Annotated in this window: 24 protein-coding genes; all 24 read right to left on the bottom strand. The window is 38.3% G+C overall.

Going from position 1 to position 19,082, the window contains the following annotated elements:
- Positions 1-2: 2 nt before the first annotated feature.
- The 24 genes from ispG to PHN32_01655 all read right to left on the bottom strand — a co-directional run bounded on the left by ispG (position 3) and on the right by PHN32_01655 (position 19,058).
- Positions 3-1,073, bottom strand: a complete 1,071-nt coding sequence (gene ispG / locus PHN32_01770) for a flavodoxin-dependent (E)-4-hydroxy-3-methylbut-2-enyl-diphosphate synthase (GenBank protein MDD3776326.1) — start codon at positions 1,071-1,073, stop codon at positions 3-5.
- Position 1,074: 1 nt separating this feature from the next.
- Positions 1,075-2,139: a M50 family metallopeptidase gene (locus PHN32_01765; protein ID MDD3776325.1), complete on the bottom strand. Its 1,065-nt coding sequence runs from the start codon at positions 2,137-2,139 to the stop codon at positions 1,075-1,077.
- A gap of 9 nt (positions 2,140-2,148) precedes the next feature.
- Positions 2,149-2,880 (bottom strand): isoprenyl transferase, encoded by a 732-nt coding sequence (locus PHN32_01760; GenBank protein MDD3776324.1) that lies wholly within the window; start codon positions 2,878-2,880, stop codon positions 2,149-2,151.
- 39 nt (positions 2,881-2,919) lie between these two features.
- Positions 2,920-3,477 carry a ribosome recycling factor gene (gene frr, locus PHN32_01755; protein ID MDD3776323.1) on the bottom strand — a complete coding sequence of 186 codons (558 nt, stop codon included), beginning with the start codon at positions 3,475-3,477 and terminating at the stop codon, positions 2,920-2,922.
- A 3-nt stretch (positions 3,478-3,480) separates the two neighbouring features.
- A complete protein-coding gene (gene pyrH, locus PHN32_01750) occupies positions 3,481-4,200 on the bottom strand; it encodes a UMP kinase (GenBank protein MDD3776322.1) in 720 nt (239 codons plus the stop codon).
- Positions 4,201-4,206: 6 nt separating this feature from the next.
- Complete coding sequence (gene tsf / locus PHN32_01745; GenBank protein MDD3776321.1) at positions 4,207-4,806, bottom strand: translation elongation factor Ts; 600 nt, start codon at positions 4,804-4,806, stop codon at positions 4,207-4,209.
- 17 nt (positions 4,807-4,823) lie between these two features.
- Positions 4,824-5,612, bottom strand: coding sequence for a 30S ribosomal protein S2 (gene rpsB / locus PHN32_01740; GenBank protein ID MDD3776320.1), 789 nt, complete (start codon positions 5,610-5,612; stop codon positions 4,824-4,826).
- A 173-nt stretch (positions 5,613-5,785) separates the two neighbouring features.
- Complete coding sequence (locus PHN32_01735; protein ID MDD3776319.1) at positions 5,786-6,694, bottom strand: tyrosine recombinase XerC; 909 nt, start codon at positions 6,692-6,694, stop codon at positions 5,786-5,788.
- A complete protein-coding gene (locus tag PHN32_01730) occupies positions 6,694-7,101 on the bottom strand; it encodes a hypothetical protein (protein ID MDD3776318.1) in 408 nt (135 codons plus the stop codon). Before PHN32_01730 ends, PHN32_01735 begins: the two co-directional genes overlap by 1 nt.
- 71 nt (positions 7,102-7,172) lie before the next feature.
- Positions 7,173-8,024: a DNA-processing protein DprA gene (gene dprA / locus PHN32_01725; protein MDD3776317.1), complete on the bottom strand. Its 852-nt coding sequence runs from the start codon at positions 8,022-8,024 to the stop codon at positions 7,173-7,175.
- 43 nt (positions 8,025-8,067) lie between these two features.
- Positions 8,068-8,691, bottom strand: a complete 624-nt coding sequence (locus PHN32_01720; protein MDD3776316.1) for a ribonuclease HII — start codon at positions 8,689-8,691, stop codon at positions 8,068-8,070.
- A gap of 57 nt (positions 8,692-8,748) precedes the next feature.
- Positions 8,749-9,276, bottom strand: coding sequence for a signal peptidase I (gene lepB, locus PHN32_01715; GenBank protein ID MDD3776315.1), 528 nt, complete (start codon positions 9,274-9,276; stop codon positions 8,749-8,751).
- Between the two features lie 12 nt (positions 9,277-9,288).
- The gene (gene rplS, locus PHN32_01710) at positions 9,289-9,633 is read right to left on the bottom strand and encodes a 50S ribosomal protein L19 (GenBank protein ID MDD3776314.1); all 345 of its coding nucleotides are present in this window, start codon (positions 9,631-9,633) and stop codon (positions 9,289-9,291) included.
- A gap of 60 nt (positions 9,634-9,693) precedes the next feature.
- Positions 9,694-10,392, bottom strand: coding sequence for a tRNA (guanosine(37)-N1)-methyltransferase TrmD (trmD, locus tag PHN32_01705; protein MDD3776313.1), 699 nt, complete (start codon positions 10,390-10,392; stop codon positions 9,694-9,696).
- A 10-nt stretch (positions 10,393-10,402) separates the two neighbouring features.
- Positions 10,403-10,927: a ribosome maturation factor RimM gene (gene rimM / locus PHN32_01700; GenBank protein MDD3776312.1), complete on the bottom strand. Its 525-nt coding sequence runs from the start codon at positions 10,925-10,927 to the stop codon at positions 10,403-10,405.
- 39 nt (positions 10,928-10,966) lie between these two features.
- Entirely contained in the window at positions 10,967-11,203 is a 237-nt protein-coding gene (locus PHN32_01695) for a KH domain-containing protein (GenBank protein MDD3776311.1), read from the bottom strand.
- 13 nt (positions 11,204-11,216) lie between these two features.
- Positions 11,217-11,474 carry a 30S ribosomal protein S16 gene (gene rpsP / locus PHN32_01690; protein MDD3776310.1) on the bottom strand — a complete coding sequence of 86 codons (258 nt, stop codon included), beginning with the start codon at positions 11,472-11,474 and terminating at the stop codon, positions 11,217-11,219.
- An 83-nt stretch (positions 11,475-11,557) separates the two neighbouring features.
- Entirely contained in the window at positions 11,558-12,889 is a 1,332-nt protein-coding gene (gene ffh, locus PHN32_01685) for a signal recognition particle protein (protein ID MDD3776309.1), read from the bottom strand.
- A 13-nt stretch (positions 12,890-12,902) separates the two neighbouring features.
- Positions 12,903-13,775, bottom strand: a complete 873-nt coding sequence (ftsY, locus tag PHN32_01680) for a signal recognition particle-docking protein FtsY (protein ID MDD3776308.1) — start codon at positions 13,773-13,775, stop codon at positions 12,903-12,905.
- On the bottom strand, positions 13,759-15,969 hold the full coding sequence (locus PHN32_01675) for a chromosome segregation SMC family protein (protein MDD3776307.1): 2,211 nt from the start codon (positions 15,967-15,969) through the stop codon (positions 13,759-13,761). The genes ftsY and PHN32_01675 overlap by 17 nt, the downstream gene beginning before the upstream one ends.
- Positions 15,970-15,984: 15 nt before the next feature.
- Positions 15,985-16,698, bottom strand: coding sequence for a ribonuclease III (gene rnc, locus PHN32_01670; protein ID MDD3776306.1), 714 nt, complete (start codon positions 16,696-16,698; stop codon positions 15,985-15,987).
- Between the two features lie 20 nt (positions 16,699-16,718).
- Positions 16,719-16,952, bottom strand: coding sequence for an acyl carrier protein (gene acpP, locus PHN32_01665; GenBank protein ID MDD3776305.1), 234 nt, complete (start codon positions 16,950-16,952; stop codon positions 16,719-16,721).
- A 12-nt stretch (positions 16,953-16,964) separates the two neighbouring features.
- The gene (gene plsX / locus PHN32_01660) at positions 16,965-17,972 is read right to left on the bottom strand and encodes a phosphate acyltransferase PlsX (GenBank protein MDD3776304.1); all 1,008 of its coding nucleotides are present in this window, start codon (positions 17,970-17,972) and stop codon (positions 16,965-16,967) included.
- Between the two features lie 21 nt (positions 17,973-17,993).
- Complete coding sequence (locus tag PHN32_01655; protein MDD3776303.1) at positions 17,994-19,058, bottom strand: phosphotransacetylase family protein; 1,065 nt, start codon at positions 19,056-19,058, stop codon at positions 17,994-17,996.
- Positions 19,059-19,082: the final 24 nt, after the last annotated feature.

Here is a 19,082-nt window from a genome sequence, read left to right as displayed (position 1 = left end):
GGTCACCTATCCAATAGTATTTGTAATTCCTTTTCAAATTCGTCTAAAACCGACTTTTCTTCCACTCTTCTTTTAATCTTGCCTTTAATAAAAATAGCTGCTTTCTCTTTTCCGAAAGCAACTCCCAAATCTGCATCCTTTGCTTCCCCAGGCCCATTAACAATGCAACCCATGACTGCAATCTTTAGCGGTTTTTTAATTCCCCTTGTTATGGCCTCCACTTCTTTAACAATACTCAGTAAATCTGCCCTGGTTCTACCACAGGTAGGACAAGAAATTATATCAACGCCAAAACTCCTTAATCCCAAATTATTTAATATAAGGTAAGCTGCCTTTACTTCCTGCAAGGAAGAATCGGTAAGTGAAACCCTTATAGTGTCCCCGATACCTTTAGAAAGAAGTATGCCTAAACCCAGAGAGGATTTGATGCTTCCCCCCAATAATGGGCCGGCTTCAGTTACCCCCAGGTGTAAAGGGTAATCCACCTTGGATGAAATTTTTTCATATACATTTATGGTATCCAGTACAGAAGAAGCCTTAGCTGAAATCTTGAAGTTGTAAAAATGGAGTCTTTCAAAAAACTTAACACTCTCCAATACGCTTTCCACCATGGAATCCACTATGTCTCCCTTATTTTTCCTAAGTATACTTTTTTCCAAAGAGCCAGAGTTTACTCCTATTCTTATGGCCGCACCTTTACCTATAGCTTTATTGATAACCTTAGCCAAACGTTCTTTTCCACCAATATTTCCAGGGTTAATCCTGATGCACTCAATACCTAAATCCAGGCAGCCCAAAGCCAGCCTGTAATCAAACTGTATGTCTGCTACTACCGGAACCTTAAATATGTTTTCCTGTTTAAGGACCTTAAGATAGTCCAAGCTATTTATATCAGGTACAGCTATCCTTATTACTTCACAACCCCCTTTGGTAAGCAGGTCGATTTCTTTCCTTATTGCCCTAAGCTGATGAAGTTTGGACTTGGTCATGGATTGCACTACAATAGGACTAAACCCGCCAATGGCTAGATTTCCTAATTTAATCTGCTTGGTTTTTTTCCTGGTTATATTCATTTTACATATTCTGAATATTAAACGGACTTATTATATCATAAACAAAACCTATAACTAAAAGAGAGACCAGCATAATTATACCTATGGCATTTAACACTTCCAAAACTTTTTTAGGCACCGGCTTTCTACGGATACTTTCTATGGCCAATATTACTACATGCCCCCCATCCAGTGGTAAAATAGGTATAAGGTTTCCAATTCCTACAATTAGGGATATTAAGGCTATAAATAAAATAAAGTTCTGCATACCCATAGCTGCAGACTGCTGGAAAATACTTATTACGCCTACCGGTGACACCGGCCTGGCCTGGTTAAAAGATAACTGGCCCTTAAAAAGCATGCCTATCAGCCCTACATAGGTTTTAATAATATCCCAGACCATATTTAAAGATTGCTTTATCACCTGTAAAAAAGATAGGTTCTTTTTTACCACTTGGGGCCCAATACCCAGGTAATAGCCTTCATCCTTTTGCTCCAAAACAACTGCAATATCTAGCTGTTTTTCTTCCCTAACAATAGTATAGATGGCATCAGAACCCTGATGTTTTTGAGTAGAACTGGAAAATTCATCCCAGCTGTCTATTGGTTTTCCATCGATAGCTATAACCTTATCTCCCACCTCAAACCCATATTGATAGGCAGGAGCTTGCGGATCTATGTAATCTATAGTGGTATTGGCCTCGTATACTCCCATACTTAGAAACAGCATAATCATCAATATTGCCGCTACAGCATTAAACAGTACGCCCCCTATAATTACCAGGAACTTTTTGTAATAAGGTTTATGGGAATAGGATCTATGCTTCAAGTCTTCAGGAATTGCGGCCTCTCTTTCCATACCTAAAATCTTATTATATCCACCTACAGGTATGGCATTGATACCCCAAAGGGTACCAGAGCGGGATTTAAATTTTAATAATTTGGGGCCGAATCCTAAAAAAAATTCTTCCACGTGCATACCGCTTAATTTAGCCATAACAAAATGACCGAATTCATGCACCATTATTATAAAGGAGAAGCCTAATATGGCCAATACGTATTGGCCCAGCATTAGTAAAAAATCCATAATGTTTTACTAGACCTTACCGAACCGCCGGTTTCTTTTTTGATAATTCTGTATAGCCTTTAAGTAATGTTTTTTACTGAAATCGGGCCATAAGGTTTTAGTTATATATAACTCAGCATAAGCACTCTGCCATAACAGAAAATTGCTCATCCTGTATTCCCCACTGGTTCTTATTATTAGATCAGGATCCGGACAATGACTGGTATAAAGGTACTTTGAAAATAAGTCTTCATTAATATTTTCAACCTCTACTTGGCCTGCTTTGCATTCAGTACCTATTTTTTTAACAGCTTCAATAATTTCCCCTCTGGAACCGTAATTAATAGCAATATTGAATACCATGGTTTTATTGCCGGCAGTAATATGCTCTGCATTTTTAAAACAATCCAACACTTTATCCGGAGTTTTTTTCCTGCTTCCTATCAGTTTTACGTTTACACCATTACTATTTAAGGAACCCAGTTCCCGGTTTAATGTATCTACAAATAAATCCATTAAAAAATTAACCTCATGCTCCGGCCTGTCCCAATTCTCACTGGAAAAAGCAAATACGGTAAGGTATTTTATACCAACTTCTACTGATGTAGTTATTACTTGCCTCATAACTTCAACTCCAGCACGGTGACCTGCTATTCTGGGCAAATGCCTCTTAGCTGCCCACCTTCCATTACCATCCATGATTATTCCCACATGCTGAGGTATATTACCTTTTTGCAGGTCACTAACCTGCGGGGTCAGTATTGAGGAAAGAAAATTGGAAATAAAATTCAATATTTTTACCTACACTTCCATAATTTCCTTTTCTTTATTGGATAAGGCTTCATTGATCTTTTCTATATATGTATCAGTTAATTCTTGGGCTTCTTTCTGCATACGGGTATGGTCATCTTCAGTAATATCCCCATCTGTTTCCATCTTCTTTAAGCCATCATTTAGATCGCGCCTTATATTTCTAACAGCGATTCTTCCATCTTCCGCAATCTTTTTCACTAATTTAACCAGCTCCCTACGCCTTTCCTCGTTTAATGCCGGTATATTTAGCCTTATTGATTTACCATCATTATTAGGTGTAATACCCAGATCGGAGGCCAGTATCTGCTTTTCAACTTCCTTTAAAAATTTTGGCTCGTAAGGTGCAATAACCATAGTCCTTGCCTCTGGTATGCTTATGTTTGAAATATGTTTTAAAGGCGTCTTTGCTCCATAATAATCAATATATATTTCATCTAACAAGGCTATAGTGGCTCTGCCGGTTCTAATAGTATTGAACTCATGCTGGGTCTTTTCCACAGATTGCTGCATTCTTTGTTCCGATTCTTTAAAAATTTCATCTTTCATTGTTTACCCTTTCGTTACTATGGTGCCTATTTTTTCACCCATTATTACCCCTTTTATGTTACCGGGTTTATTTATGTTAAAAATAACTATAGGTAAATTATTTTCCATACAAAGCGAAGTGGCGGTAGAATCCATAACTCTTAGGTTTTTCTTTAAGACCTCCAGATAACTGAGGGTTTCAAATTTTTTAGCATCTTCATGGTGTTTGGGATCCTTGTCGTAAACTCCATCCACCTTGGTGGCCTTAAAGATTATTTCTGCATTTATCTCTAAAGCCCTAAGGGCAGCTGCAGTATCTGTAGTAAAAAAAGGATTACCGGTTCCTCCCGCAAATATCACTACTCTCTTTTTTTCCAGGTGCCGTACTGCCCGCCGGCGTATAAAAGGTTCAGCTACCTCCTGCATGGATATGGCAGTTTGCACCCTGGTCCACACTCCCTTATTTTCTAAAGCATTCTGAAGTCCCAAAGCATTCATGATGGTAGCCAGCATGCCAATATAATCTGCGGTTGTCCTATCCATGCCATTGACACTGGCCGGTTCCCCCCTCCAAAAATTACCACCGCCAATTACTATGGCTATTTCTACTCCCAGCTGGGTTACTTCCTTAATCTGGTCTGCAATATCATTAATGACTTTGGTATCAATTCCATAAGAAACATTGCCCAGCAAAGCTTCTCCGCTTATTTTTAAAAGCACTCTTTTATATTTTGGTTTGGGCATTGCTGTTTATGATTCTTCACCCAACACAAATCGGGCAAACCTTTTGATATTTATATTTTCACCTATTTTAGCTATGGTATGCTTTACTAATTCTTCTACCGTCATATCATTGTCTTTTACAAAAGGCTGTTCCAAAAGACAAATTTCTGCAAAAAATTTATTGAGCTTGCCTTCAGCAATCTTTTCCACTATCTTTTCAGGCTTACCTTCATTTAAAGCCTGTTTCTTATAAATTTCCTTCTCCTGTGCAATTATTTCTTCCGGTACTTCTTCCCTGGATACATATGTTGGCCCAGAAGCAGCTATATGCAAAGCTACATCATGCACAAAAGACTGGAACAATTCATTTTTAGCTACAAAATCTGTTTCACAGTTTACTTCCAGCATTACCCCTACCCTTGCTCCCGGGTGGATATAGCTGTCAATTATGCCCTCTTTGGTTACCCTGGCTGCTTTTTTGGAAGCTGCAGCTAAGCCCTTCTCCCTTAACAGCTTTTCTGCCTTATTCATATCTCCCTGGGTCTCGGTTAATGCCTTTTTGCAATCCATCATGCCTACGCCAGATTTTTCCCTAAGTTGTTTAACTAATTCCGCTTTTATTTCCATTTAAATTCCTCCTAAATTTAAACCCATACATCATCTTCAGGCTTATCTTCCAGTTCATCCTCTGTTAATTCCAGTTCATCCTCTTTTGCCTCTTCCTGTTCTGGGCTTTCTTTAATTTTTACTCTTTCCTGGGCACCTTTCTTTACTGCATCCGCGATTACGCTGGTTATCAAACTACAAGACCTTATAGCATCATCGTTGCCGGGAATGACGAAATCAATATTATCAGGATCACAGTTAGTATCGGTTATAGCCACGATAGGTATGCCCAATTTTTTTGCTTCATTTAAGGCAATAACCTCTTTATGGGGATCTACTATATACAAAGCATCTGGAATTCTTTTCATGTCTCTTATCCCGCCTATATTATATAGCAGTTTCTCATATTCTTTTTTTATACCCAGCACTTCCTTTTTGGGAAGTTTGTCAAAAACACCACTGGCCTCCATATCTTCGATCTCGGCCAGCCTCTTGGTTCTTTTGCTGATAGTCTCAAAATTAGTGAGAGTGCCTCCCAGCCAACGGTTCTTTACATAAGGCATGCCGCATTCCTGGGCATATTTTTCTATAGTGTCCTGGGTCTGTTTCTTGGTTCCTACAAATAGAACTATGCCTCCTTCACTGGCCAGGTTCTTGATGTAGTCATATGCATCCATCAGCAACTGCATAGTTTGCTGCAAGTCTATGATATATATGCCATTCTTGGCAGCATATATATATTTTTTCATTTTGGGATTCCACTTTCTGGTTTGGTGGCCGAAATGTACCCCCACCTCCAGCAATTGTTTCATGGTTACAATGCTCAAAATAGTACCTCCGTTTTTATGGTTTTTCCTCCACCACTTTAACTTTTTAGGGTGACACCATAATACTACAAGTGGTGTGTGTATTTACTTAATGTCAAAGTTTATCACAATACATTTCAATGAGCAAATACATAAACTCCCAAGATTCTATACTTTTTTACAGAATTTTCAACCTATTTTGCCCGGGGATGGAAATTTTGATAATCCTGTTTCAGTTTTTTAATGTTTAAATGGGTATATATTTGGGTAGTAGAGATATTTTCATGTCCCAGCAGTTCTTGAATTTCCCTAATATTTGCCCCCCTCTGCAGCATATGGCTGGCAAAACTATGCCTTAAGCTGTGGGGGGTAATATTCTTTTTGATGTCTGATTTTAAAACATACTTCTTTATTATGTTTCTGATGCCCCTGGCCGAAAGAGGCCCTCCCCTAAAATTTAAAAAAAGGAATTTGCTTTGCTTGTAGGACTGGTGCTGGAATAGGAAATTATTCCTTATTTTTAAATAATTTTGCAAACTATCATAAGCACTGCGGTTAATGTATACTATTCTTTGTTTGTTGCCCTTTCCTATAACCTTTATCTCCTGGTTTGATAAATCTATATCATTAAGCTTTATACTTTCTATTTCATTTATCCTGGCCCCAGTAGAATACATCAATTCCAACAAAGCTTTATCCCTTTTTCCAGCATCGCTGTCCAAATCAATGCTGGCCATCAGCTTTTCTGCCTCTGCTATGGATAAAAAACTGAAGAATCTCTGATTCTTTTGGGGCGGAATTAGCTGCTGGCTTAAATTGTTGGCCATTATGCCTTTTTTTTCCAGAAATTTAAAATAATTTATAAATGAAGAGTACTTCCTGATAATAGTACGGTTGGCATAGCTAAAATTATCTAAAAATCTTATATACCGGCGGAAATTTTCCACATTTATCTCCTCTATGGATTTAACCCCCGTTTTCTGTAAATATTGTAACAGGTGGACTATATCTCTTTTATAGGAATCTATAGTGTGGGGAGATAAATTTTTCTGAAACCGCAAAAAATCCAAATATTGATTTAAACCTTTTTTTAAATCCAGCATTATAGGTAATCACTTTCAATATCTTTCATATCTTTTTTTAGGCTTTCCCTTCTATCCATTAGATTATCTAGCCTGCTGGCATCCACGAATTGATCATCAAAATTATGTTTTTGGCCCATATCCAAAAAATCTATTAATTGTATGACCATATCGCTGATTTTATATCTTATTTTATCGGACCGGTAATCAACTTTAAGGTTCTCTTTGGAGATGTCTTTCAGTATCTGGTTTAATTTAGCTTTATTCTGTATAAGTAATTTTTTTACCCGGTCTACCTTTACTGGTTTACCTGCCTGCACATTAGCAGTAATCTTTTTAATTGCTCCCCAGGTATGGTCGTAATCATACAAAGCTGCCCCTAAGGGATTCTTGGGCCTTTCCACCCTCTTTTTTCTAAACCAACCCATAATATAACCTTTACTAATTTGGTAAATATATTGCTTTTATTATAATCATATTGAGCATATATAAACAGGTTTTATGACAACTTATTACCGGCTTCTATTAATTCATCCAAAACATGCTCCAGCCGGTAAACAAGTTTGGCCCCGTTCTGTATAAGATTATGGGTGCCCTGGCTTACCGGACTGAATATGCTTCCCGGCACCGCAAATACTTCTCTTCCCTGCTCTAAAGCAAAATTAGCAGTAATCAATGAACCTCCCCGCTCCGCGCTCTCTACCACCAAGGTGCCGCCGCACAAGCCGCTTATTATTCTATTCCTTTGTATAAAATTTATTTTTTTGGGAGTACTATAGGGAAGATATTCAGATATTAAAGTTCCGTTTTGGACTATTCTTTTAAATAAATAATTATTTTGGATAGGATAAACGTAACCTATGCCGCAACCCAGTACGCCAATGCTTCCTCCCTTATGATTTAGTGCTGCCTCCTGGGCGCTGCTATCAATACCGTGGGCCAAGCCGCTAACGACGGTTAACCCCGCTTTCGATAGCCTTGCTCCCCAATAAGCGGCAGCTTTAAGACCGTAACTGGAAGCCTTTCTGGTACCCACAACTGCTATTTTAAGGTTTTGCAGTAAAGGCCTGCCTTTTATAAACAGTATGGGCGGGGCTGTAATAATATTTTTTAAAAGCCAGGGGTAATCTACATCAGTTATATCAATGGCCCCAATGCCATTATTTTTTATTGATTTAAGGATATTATACAGTTTGGTACTATTTTTAAAGGAAGGTCTGACATTAAAATAACGGAAAGTTTTATCCATATTATCGCTAAATTTGCGGTATACAGCCATCAATCTTTCTTTCCTGATTCCCAAGACATAAATCAGGTAGATTAATTTCTGGGTTGTTTCTGAAATTACCACCCCTACAGGTTATATTATTATGTACATATAGTCAAATATGTATTTAAGTTAATACCCCGGAAAAGCTCATTCTGTGTATGGGGCACGGCCCATACTTCTGAAGCCTTAATAGATGATCCCTGGTAGCATAACCCTTATTTTTTTTAAAATCATATTCGGGATAAAGCTGGTCCATCTTTACCATTATAGTATCCCTTATCACTTTGGCTACCACTGAAGCTGCGGCAATGGAAATACTAAGACGGTCACCTCCAGTTAATGGTATCACATCTACCGAAGACTCAAATTGAAAAAAATCTGATAATATAATATCAGGCTGTACCTTTAACTTTTCTGAGGCCCGCTTAAGCGCCAAAAGGTTTGCCCTGCCAATATTAATTTCGTCTATCTGGTTCGGCCTTACCGCTGCGGCCGACCAGCAGATGCTGCGGCTAATAATTTCATCAAACAAAATTGTCCGTTGTAATGGCGTCAGCTTTTTGGAATCATTGAGTCTCTCTATAAGTAAGCTTTTTTGATCCATAATTACTGCTGCCGCTACCAAAGGGCCGGCTAAACATCCCCTGCCTGCCTCATCTACACCTGCTATGTTTTTAAAACCGCACTCATACAGGCTATTTTCAAAAACACAGTAATTAAGTAATCTGTTGGTTTCCTTTATATCCATAGCGGAACAAAATTCTAGGTAGTTTTACTGCAGCCATGCCTAATGATAAATAAAGGCCTATATGGCCCTTAGCCTATTAGGAGGCCAGTATATAAATACCAGTTTACCAAATATGGTGGATTTGGGAATAGGACCAAAATATCTGCTGTCCAAACTATTCTGGCGGTTATCCCCCATCACGAAATATTCTTCTTGGCCCAAAATTATGGTCTGGTTCTGGTAACTGGTATTAGATGGTGGTGTAAAATAGTTTTCTTCCATATTTTGGCCATTTATCAATATCTGGCCCTCGGTAGTCAAAGTTATTTCTTCCCCGGGAAGGCCGATAGCCCTTTTTACCAATTCCTTGCCTGGCTCTGTAGGCGAATAGAAAACTACCAGATCCCCTCTCCCTATTTTTCCCCACCTGTAAGAAAGTTTGTTTACTATAACCTTATCTCCTACCAGCAAAGTGGGCTCCATAGAAGGGGTGGGAACAATAAAAGGCTCAAATATAAAAGTCCTTAGAGTTAAAGAAAAGGCTACCGCAATAACTACTACTATCAGGTAGCCTAAGAATTCTTTTAATTTATTTTTTTTTGTCATTTAGCAGGCGTGCTATTTTTTAAATTTCACTTTAGACTTTTTACCAATCTTATCCCTGAGGTAATACAGCTTAGCCCGCCTCACCAAGCCCTGTTCCATTCTCTGGATAGACTGTATTACCGGAGAGTTAACCAAGAATGTTCTTTCTACTCCTATATTGTTAAAGGATATTTTTCTAACAGTGAAAGTCTCATTCAAGCCGCTTCCCTGTTTCTTTATGACTATGCCCTCAAAAGTCTGTACCCGGTCCTTGTTTTCTTCACTGATCTTGATATTGACCTTGACTTTATCCCCTGGCTTAAACTCGGGAATGTCTGATCTGATATATTTATTTTCTACCTTATCCAGCGTATTCATTTTTCACCAACCTGTATATTAATTTATTAACTTTTTCAAAACTAAACAAATATAAGAAATTTAACTTTTTTTGTCAAATAAATCAGGCCTTCTGTTTCTAGTAAGATTTATAGACTGGATATTTCGCCATGCTTTTATTTCCTGATGGTTTCCGCTTAACAACACCTCTGGCACTTTTAACCCCCTGAAAACCGGAGGCCTGGTATATTGGGGATAATCCAGCAGGTTTGTTTGGAAAGACTCCTGCTCCACAGACTCCTTTTTCCCCACCGCACCTGGAAGAAGCCTTATTAAACCATCCATAACCACCATAGCAGGAACCTCGCCTCCAGATAATACATAATCCCCTATGGATATTTCCATATCTATATCCAGGTCTATTACCCTTTGGTCCACTCCCTCATACCTACCGCATACCAGAATCATGTTTTCAAATTCAAGCATGCGGTATAATAAGTTTTGGGTAAGAGTCTGCCCTTTCGGGGTAAGCAGAATGGTTTTTGGCATTACCTGCCCCCTAGCTGTTTTAGACCGGATATGATTAATAGCATCATCTAACGGCTGGGGCATAAATACCATCCCTGCCCCTCCACCATAAGGGCGGTCATCTACTTTTTTATGTTTATCACTGGTAAAATCCCTAAGATTATGGATATCCACCTTACAGAGACTCTGGGCAAGAGCCTCTCTTATGATTCCATGTTTAAAAAAATCATTAAATATATCAGGAAAAATGGTTATAATGCTTATGTGTAACATAATTATAAAATCAGATATATTCCGGCAGCAGCTTTAAAGTGATTATACCCCTATTAGAATCAACTTCATCAATATAGGTTTCTGTAAAAGGTATTAATATGTTTCCGCCTAACTTCTTCTGCAGATCTTCATTGTCAATATCTACTGATAAAACATAATTTGCGGGCATATCCCAGGCCTCTGCCACCATTCCTACATACTTTTTTTTAAAATAAATTTTGCACCCTGGCAAATCATCAGCCCAATAAGACCCTGGATCCAATTGGTGCTTATGCTGGTCAAGCCGGTATAGGGGGCAGCCCCTATAGGATTCTGCTGCATCACGGCTATCCAGCTCCAAAAACTTTACCAGCAGGCAATCGCTTCTGCCCCCTGCTTTAATGCTGCCAACAGTAAGGGTTTTGGAACCTGTTTTAGAAACTGACAGTATCTCTCCCTCTTTAATAGATTTGGGATAATCGGTATAGAGTCTTAAAGTTATATACCCCTTAACCCCGTGTGGTTTACCGATTATCCCAATAATTCTTAAAGACATAAGATGTCTAAAATTATATATTTTAAAAAACTTGAGGCATCAATCCAATATTTTAACAATAGATGATTTTCCTCTTTTTGCAGAAGCTGCTCTCATAACCACTCTAAGCGCATTGGCTGTTCTTCCCTTCTTGCCAATTACTTTGCCAAGGTCGTCTTCAGCTACTTTTAACTTAAAAATTACTGTCTTTTCATCCTCCTCTTCTTCGGTAATTTGAACCTCCTCAGGATTATCAACCAGTTCTTTTACCATGTACTCTAGTAGTTCTTTCACAATTGACCTCCAGTTCTTATTTGTTGTCACTACTGATTAAATTAATTTTTTCGAAAAGCTTCTGCACTGTATTGCTGGGCTTGGCCCCCTTTTTAATCCATTCCAGAGCTTTCTCCTTATCAACTTCTATCTTGGAAGGCTCGCTCTTGGGATCATAAGTTCCGATATTATCAATGAACTTACCATCTCTGGGAGATCTACTATCTGCTACTACAATCCTGTAGAATGGCTTTTTCTTAAAACCCATCCTGGTCAATCTAATCTTTACGCTCAATACCTTAACCTCCTAAATTACTAAATATATAGCCATTGTCTAATTATTATATATTTTTATCAACATCTTGCAAAATTTTTTTATTATCTCATTTTTCCAAATGGCAAATCCATTCCTGACATGTTTCCAGAAAACTGTTTGAGCATCTGCCGTGTAGCTGCAAATTGTTTTATCAGCCTGTTTACTTCTGCCACTGATGTGCCACTTCCATTGGCAATCCTTCTTTTTCTGCTCCCATTTATAATCATGGGATTTCTTCTTTCCTCCACGGTCATAGACCCAATCATCGCTTCAATGGGTTTTAGCTGAGAATCATCCAGGTTAATGTTTTTAAGAATCTTGTTTTTACCACCTATCGGCAACATGGAAAAAATCTTATCCATGGAACCCATCTTCCTCACACTTTTCAGCTGCTCTATAAAATCCTCAAAATTAAGTTCATTTTTCCTTATTTTTTGTTCAAATCTCTGGGCAGACTTCTGGTCAATAGCTTTTTCTGCATTTTCAATCAGGGTTAATACATCCCCCATACCCAAGATCCTTGAAGCTATGCGGTCAGGATGGAACAGCTCAAAGTCATCCACTTTTTCTCCGGTGGACATAAACTTAATAGGCTTCTTGGTTACATAATGAACTGATAAGGCTGCCCCTCCCCTAGAATCACTATCTATTTTGGTCATAATTAATCCGTCATAGTCAACCTCAGCATTAAAGGCGGTAGCAATATTTACTGCTTCCTGGCCAGTCATGGCATCCAATACCAATAATACCTGATGCGGTTTGACCTTATGTTTAATATTAGTAATCTCTGTCATCATTTTTTGATCAATCTGCAGTCGTCCTGCAGTATCGATTATCACAATATCACTGCCTTCTTTTTTAAATTTAGCCACACCATTGGCTGATATGCTTACCGGGTCATCCCCTTTTTCTGAATAAACCTCTACTCCTATGGTCTCCGCCATATCCCTTAATTGCAGTATAGCTGCCGGCCGATATACGTCTGATGCTATCACTGATACTTTTTTTTGATGTTCATTTTTAAAATAATTAGCCATTTTTACCACTGAAGAGGTTTTACCGGTACCCTGAAGACCTACAGTCATGATAATGGTAGGCGGCTTATTGGTAAGATTAATGGTCCCCGTAGAGCCACCCAGTATATTTACAATCTGGTCATTTACAATTTTAACCACCTGTTGATAGGGGGTTAGGCTTTCTGTGATTTTTTCCCCGATTGCTTTTTCTTTTATCTCCTCTAAGAGTTTTTTGACCACCTTAAAATTTACATCGGCTTCCAGTAAGGCATATTTTATTTCTTTTAATGCAGCATCGAGGTCTTGGGGGGAAAGTTTCCCCTTATTTTTTATTTTAAAAAAAAGATTTTCAAATTTATCTGATAAGAATTCAAACATTTTACTACCCCTTTTAGGATATCAATAAATCAACATATTTTTTAGGGTCAAAATATGATAGATCGTCTAATTTTTCACCACTACCAATAAGTTTTACCCCTAATCCCAATTCATGCTTTATGGTAACCGCTATTCCTCCCTTAGAAGTACCATCAGTTTTAGTTAGTACCAATCCGGTTACTTTTAAGGCCTGGTTAAATATTTCAGCTTGTGTTTTTGCATTCTGCCCGGTAGTGGAGTCTAATACCAGCAGTACTTCATCCGGATCCCTGCCCAGCTTCTTGTTTACTACCCTGCTTACCTTTTTTAATTCTTCCATAAGGTTATAGGAGGTCTGCATCCTTCCTGCTGTATCTATTAGTACTACATCTATTTGGTTAGCTATAGCTTTCTCTATACTATCATATACCACTGCCCCCGGATCTGAATTCCTTTGGTGGCTAACTACTGGTATTCCTATTGCCTGGGCATGGTGCTCTATTTGCTCTACAGCAGCTGCCCGGTAAGTGTCAGCAGCAGCAATAAGAACCGTTTTACCATCTCTCTGAAGCAACCGTGCTATTTTTGCCAAGGTAGTGGTTTTACCCACCCCGTTTACCCCTATTATCAAATAAACTGCCGGAATGTAGTCTGGGTCCTTTAAGCCTTCAACACTCTGCGCATTTAGGATATCTTCAATTTTTTGTTTCAACAATTCTTTTACTCTATCCGGACTGATTATCTTTTCGCTTAGCACTGCAGTCTTTATTTCTTCCAGCAAGAAAGCGGCAGTAGCAGCATTTATATCTCCCAATATAAGCTCTTCTTCCAGCTCTTCCCATACATCCTGGTCATTATTTTTTAATTTATTTACAAAATAATTGAAATTCTTAATTAACTTTCTCATCGCTTCTTTCTATTTTTTCTGACACTATTTTGGATACTCCATCCGATTGCATGCTTACCCCATATATGGTATCCGCTATTTCCATGGTTTTTTTCTGATGGGTTATCAATATTATTTGCTGGGTTTCGGCAAATTTTTTTAATAATGACAAAAACCGGTCAATGTTTACATCATCCAAGGCAGCATCAGCTTCGTCTAAAATGTAAAAAGGAGAAAGGTTAGTGGCAAATATTGAAAACAGAAAAGCCATGGATACCAGGGTTTTTTCTCCTCCGGAAAGCAATGATAAAGGAACAAATTTATTGTTACCGATGTCCACTTTAAGATCCACTCCCATATCCTTTTCATTCCCATCAGTAGCTAGAATAAGCTCACCATTTCCCAGCGGAAACAAGACCTTGAAGTAATAATTAAAGCTCTCATTTATTCGCTCATATTTTTGCAGAAACATATCTTTTATCTGCGTATTCATATCCATTATAAGCTTTTCCAGTTTCTCTTTGCTTCCCAGCAAATCCTCTTTCTGGCTGTTCAGGAAATCAAATCTTTTTTTAATCCTTTCGAACTCCACTGAAGCATTGGGATTGATGTTCCCAAAGTTTCTCATTCTTGCTTTTAGTTTACTAATTATTTCCCTGGTGCGGACCATTTCGTCTGCTGGTTGGTAATTCTTAACAATATAATCGATGGACAGGTTATAATTGTCTACTATATACCTGGTCAAATTCTCTGTTTTTTCCTTTATTTGTTCAATATCTAAGTTGTTTTTATAAATCTGGTTTTCCATTTGGCTGTTTTCATTTTTAATTTGATTCAATTCCTGGTTCAGGCTTTCAATGGCTGATCTTTCCTGTTGGACCTCCCTTTTTATTTTGTCATATTCAGGATAAGCTTTACCCTTCAAGGATTTTGCCCCCTGCTGTAAACCCTTTACCGCCAGCAGCAGCCTTTTGGATTCCTGGGAATAGGTAAGGCAGGCCTTCCTTAAGGCTTGTCCTATTTTTCTTTTTTCTTCCAGCCTCTCTATTTTTTTCTTTTCCTGCCCGTATAGTTTTAATATTTCTATTATTTTTAATTTTATATTTTTGCCCAGGTTGCTTAATTTTTGGGCCTGAGGGCTACTGTCCAAACTTTTCTCCACTTTCTCAAAAAAATCCTCAAACAAAATCTGTACCCTCTCCAATTTTTGATACCAGGTATCCTCCTCCTTTTCTTTCACCGGCTCCATCCTAAATTCAAACATACTGGCCAAAGTAGAAAAAACGTTTACTTTGCTGGAGCATAATTCTTTAATATTAGATAGCCTGCCGGACTGCACTTCTATTTGGTTTACTGTATTTTCCCAATACCGGTATTCATTAAGTTCACTGCCAATTTCCTCTTGGTATTGATTATATCTTTTAGTTTGCTGTGCTAGTTTAAGCTTTGATTCCTTTAATTTTTGTTCAAGGCCATGCCCTAACTTATTTTTATTATTCCAAGCCTGGTTTAATTGATTAATTTGGGTAATAAATAGGGATAACTCCAGATTCTTTAATTGATTGGCCACCTCTGAATACTCCCTGGCCTTGGCCGCTTCAATCTCCAAGGGGTCCATGGTTCTTTTTATCTCTCCCATCAAGTCATTGATTCTCCCCATGTCCTCTTCTACGTCCTTCAACTTTTGCTCTGATTTTTCTCTTCTTATCTTGTGCTTGGAAATCCCTACTACCTCATCAATTATTTGTTTTCTTTCTTGGGGTTTTAAAATAGCCATTTCGTTGATTTGGCCTTGATTTATAATGGTATATAGACCCTTGCCGATTCCGCTATCTGCCAGAAGCTCTTGTATATCCATCAGCCTGCAGGGAGAGCTATTTACAAAATAATCACTTCCTCCCTCGGAATATACCCTCCTGGTAAATTTAACTTCACTGAAATCAAGATCTATGGCCTTGTCCTTATTATCAAAAATGAGAGATACTTCTGCTATCCCCATCTCTTCTTCTTTATTCCTGAAAATTACGTCACCCATGCTGGCTCCCCTTAATGATTTTGGGCTTTGTTCGCCCAAAACCCAGGATATGGCATCAGCAATATTGCTTTTGCCGCTGCCGTTAGGGCCAACGACTACGCTTACTCCAGGTTCAAAAACCAAAGTATTTTTAGTTTTAAATGATTTAAATCCTCGAAGAGTGATAGTTTTTAGATACAATTTCCTGTAATATTTCTATTTTTCCAAATTATAAAGGGATGATATGGCATCCTTCGCTGCTTTCTGTTCCGATTCCTTTTTACTTTTGCCCTTCCCTCTGCCGATTATCTGTTCATCCATCATGGATACCGAATAAAAAAGCTTATCATGGTCAGGCCCATCTGATTTCACCAATTTATATTTAACCAACTTGCCGTAATCAGCTTGTACCGCTTCCTGTAAATAAGTTTTATAGTCTGTAATCTTAGGCCTTAATACCCTTTCTTCTATCCTGTCCTTAAACCTTTTTAATAACCATTCTCTGGCAAATTTAATGCCCTGGTCCAAATATAATGCACCTACAAAGGCTTCAAAGCTATCAGCCAGAATAGATTCCTTCTCCCTGCCCTGGCAACTTTCTTCATTTTCACTCAATAAGATTTGTTTATCAATACCAATTTCCCTGGATACCTGAGCTAATGTTTTCATATTTATTAGTATAGCCCTGGTTTTAGCCAGCTTTCCCTCACTATAGCTGCCGTATTGCTTATAAAGGTAAGAGGTTAATATAAAAGAAATGATGCTGTCTCCTAAAAACTCAAGCTGTTCGTTTCCCCTGGATTCAACATTTAATTCCCTGGCAAAAGACCTATGGGTTAAGCTTTGTATATATATATTTGGGTCTTGGGATACTACCCCTATGCTTTCAAGCCAAGTACTGATTCTCTTTCCTAAAATACCTTCTTCCATGAACTATAGCAGGGCTTTCATTATTTTATATGCTCGTCTATATAATTTAATGCATCTTGCACTGTTTCCAATTTTTCGGCTTCTTCATCACTGATTTCAATACCAAATTTGTCCTCTAAAGACATAATTAGCTCTACCAGATCCAGAGAATCTGCACCAAGGTCTTCTACAAATTTACTTTCAGGGGCAATTTCCTCTTCTTTTGCTCCCAGAACATCTACTAAAATCTCTTTTACCTTTTCAAAATTCTCCATTATTCCTCCTGATTATTGGTTGCTATTTATTTCTTGCCTGATTTTTTCCACCAAATTGGTCTTAATGCCCTCATAGGCAACCCTTATGGCATTGAATATTGCTTTTTCCCTGGAACTGCCGTGGGAAATTACGGTTACCCCATTTAGACCTAACAAGTATGCTCCCCCATACTCTTCATAATCAAATTTCTTTTTTAGGGACCCTAATGAGTTTTTTAAACCTAATGCCAATATTTTATTAAATATATTTGCTGTTAAGGCTCTTTTTACCTCTCCCAGCAACAGGCTGGCTAATCCTTCTACTGATTTTAATAAAATATTTCCAATAAATCCATCACAAACTGCTACATCTACCACACCGCCAAATAATTCTCTTGCTTCAACATTGCCAAAAAAATTAATATTTGATTCCTTCAATAAAGGATAAGTGTTTAAGGTAAGCTCATTGCCTTTCTTTTCTTCTCCGCCGATATTCAGTAATCCAATTTTTGGATTACTAATATTTAATATATTCTGGGCATAAACTTTACCCATTATGGCAAATTGCTTCAGGTATTGCGGTTTACAGTCTACATTTGCTCCAGCATCCAGCAATACCATTCTCTGGTTACCCAAAGGTATCACTACCGCTATAGCCGGCCTTAGTACCCCAGGAATTCTTTTAAGATTAAATAAGGCACAAGCCATAGCTGCCCCAGTATTGCCCGCTGACAAAAAAGCTCCATTTTTTATTTGTGAAGCTTTGCTGGCAGCAACATAAAGAGATGAATCCTGGTAATGTTTTATTACTTCCGATGGCGACTGGTCCATTGATACTTCGGTTTTAGCCTCAATAACTTGAATCTGGCTCAAATCTAAACCAGCTTCCCTGGCCGAATAATCTATTTTTTTTTGATTACCGGTTAAAATAAGCTCAATATCTTCTAAGCCTAATGCCCTAACCGCACCTTTTACTACTTCTGCCGGAGCATAATCTCCACCCATGGCATCTATAAATACCCTGTATTTTTTAGATTCCACCCCTCTGTTGCCCTTTCAATTTTAGCCTTTTGCCAGATTTATCAAAGCTTCAGTATCAATGCACTCTTCTGCTACTTCCACCATCTTGTCAATTTTTTTCACATCATGAAATCTTACATGACCAATAATCTTTTCTACCTTCTCCACCGCAGTCAGGGTATCATAGTTAACCAGAATCATGGGAATCCCCAATTCCTCTGCTCTCCCCAGAACTATGGTAGAAGGCTGGAAATTACCGGTCAGTATCAAACATTTGGTAGGTGTTTCCAGGGCAGCTAACTGTACATCTGCCCTATCTCCGCCAGTTATTACTGCCTTATTTGCTTTTTTCCTGAAAAATTTCAAAGCCTGTTCCTGACCCATTGCCCCTACCATAAAAGATTCCACCAGTTCATCGGTCTTATCTTCAGCACAAATAATTTTTCCTTCCAGTTGCCGGGCCATTTCCTTAACACTAACTGAAGAAAGTATTTTATTGGATTGAATATAGCCAAACACTTTGACCTGTTTGCTGTTTAGAAAGGGCAGAACCATTTCTTCTAAAAATCCCACCTGGTCTTTGGGCACCCAATTTATGATTACTCCCCCAAAACAGTCATCCAAAAATTCCCGGGCATAAAGAATTTGATCCACTATTTCTGGACAAAACCTCATTACCATAACTGCTTTTGCCCCTATCCTGCGGCAAATCTCCCGAGAAGAGACCCCCATAAAATAGCCGTCTTCTACGCTCTTTGCACCTTCTACTATTACCAGGTTTTTATCCTGCTTAATCTTCTGGTAAGCTTTCCCTACCAGATTTAGAAAACCTTGGGAAAAAGCAATGTCTCTCAAACTTTCAATTATGGATTGCTGGGTCATGACAATAGGGGTAATAGACTGCAAATCATCTTTAAGGTTCAGTATTCCGGCAATATACCTGGCGTCTTCATCCGTGGTTATATTGCCTTCCTTTACCGGAAGTGTGCCTACAGGCTTCATATAACCCACCTTAAATCCGTCATCTATTAGTTTCTTGCCTACCCCCACGCAGATGGAGCTCTTTCCTGAATAAGGCTTATTTGAAATGAAAAACAAAGGGTACATATCTGCCTCCTCTCCGTTTTTTAT

This window comes from Actinomycetota bacterium, assembly GCA_028698215.1.
Lineage (GTDB): Bacteria > Actinomycetota > Humimicrobiia > Humimicrobiales > Humimicrobiaceae > Halolacustris.
This window is presented reverse-complemented; position numbering and strand designations above follow the sequence as displayed.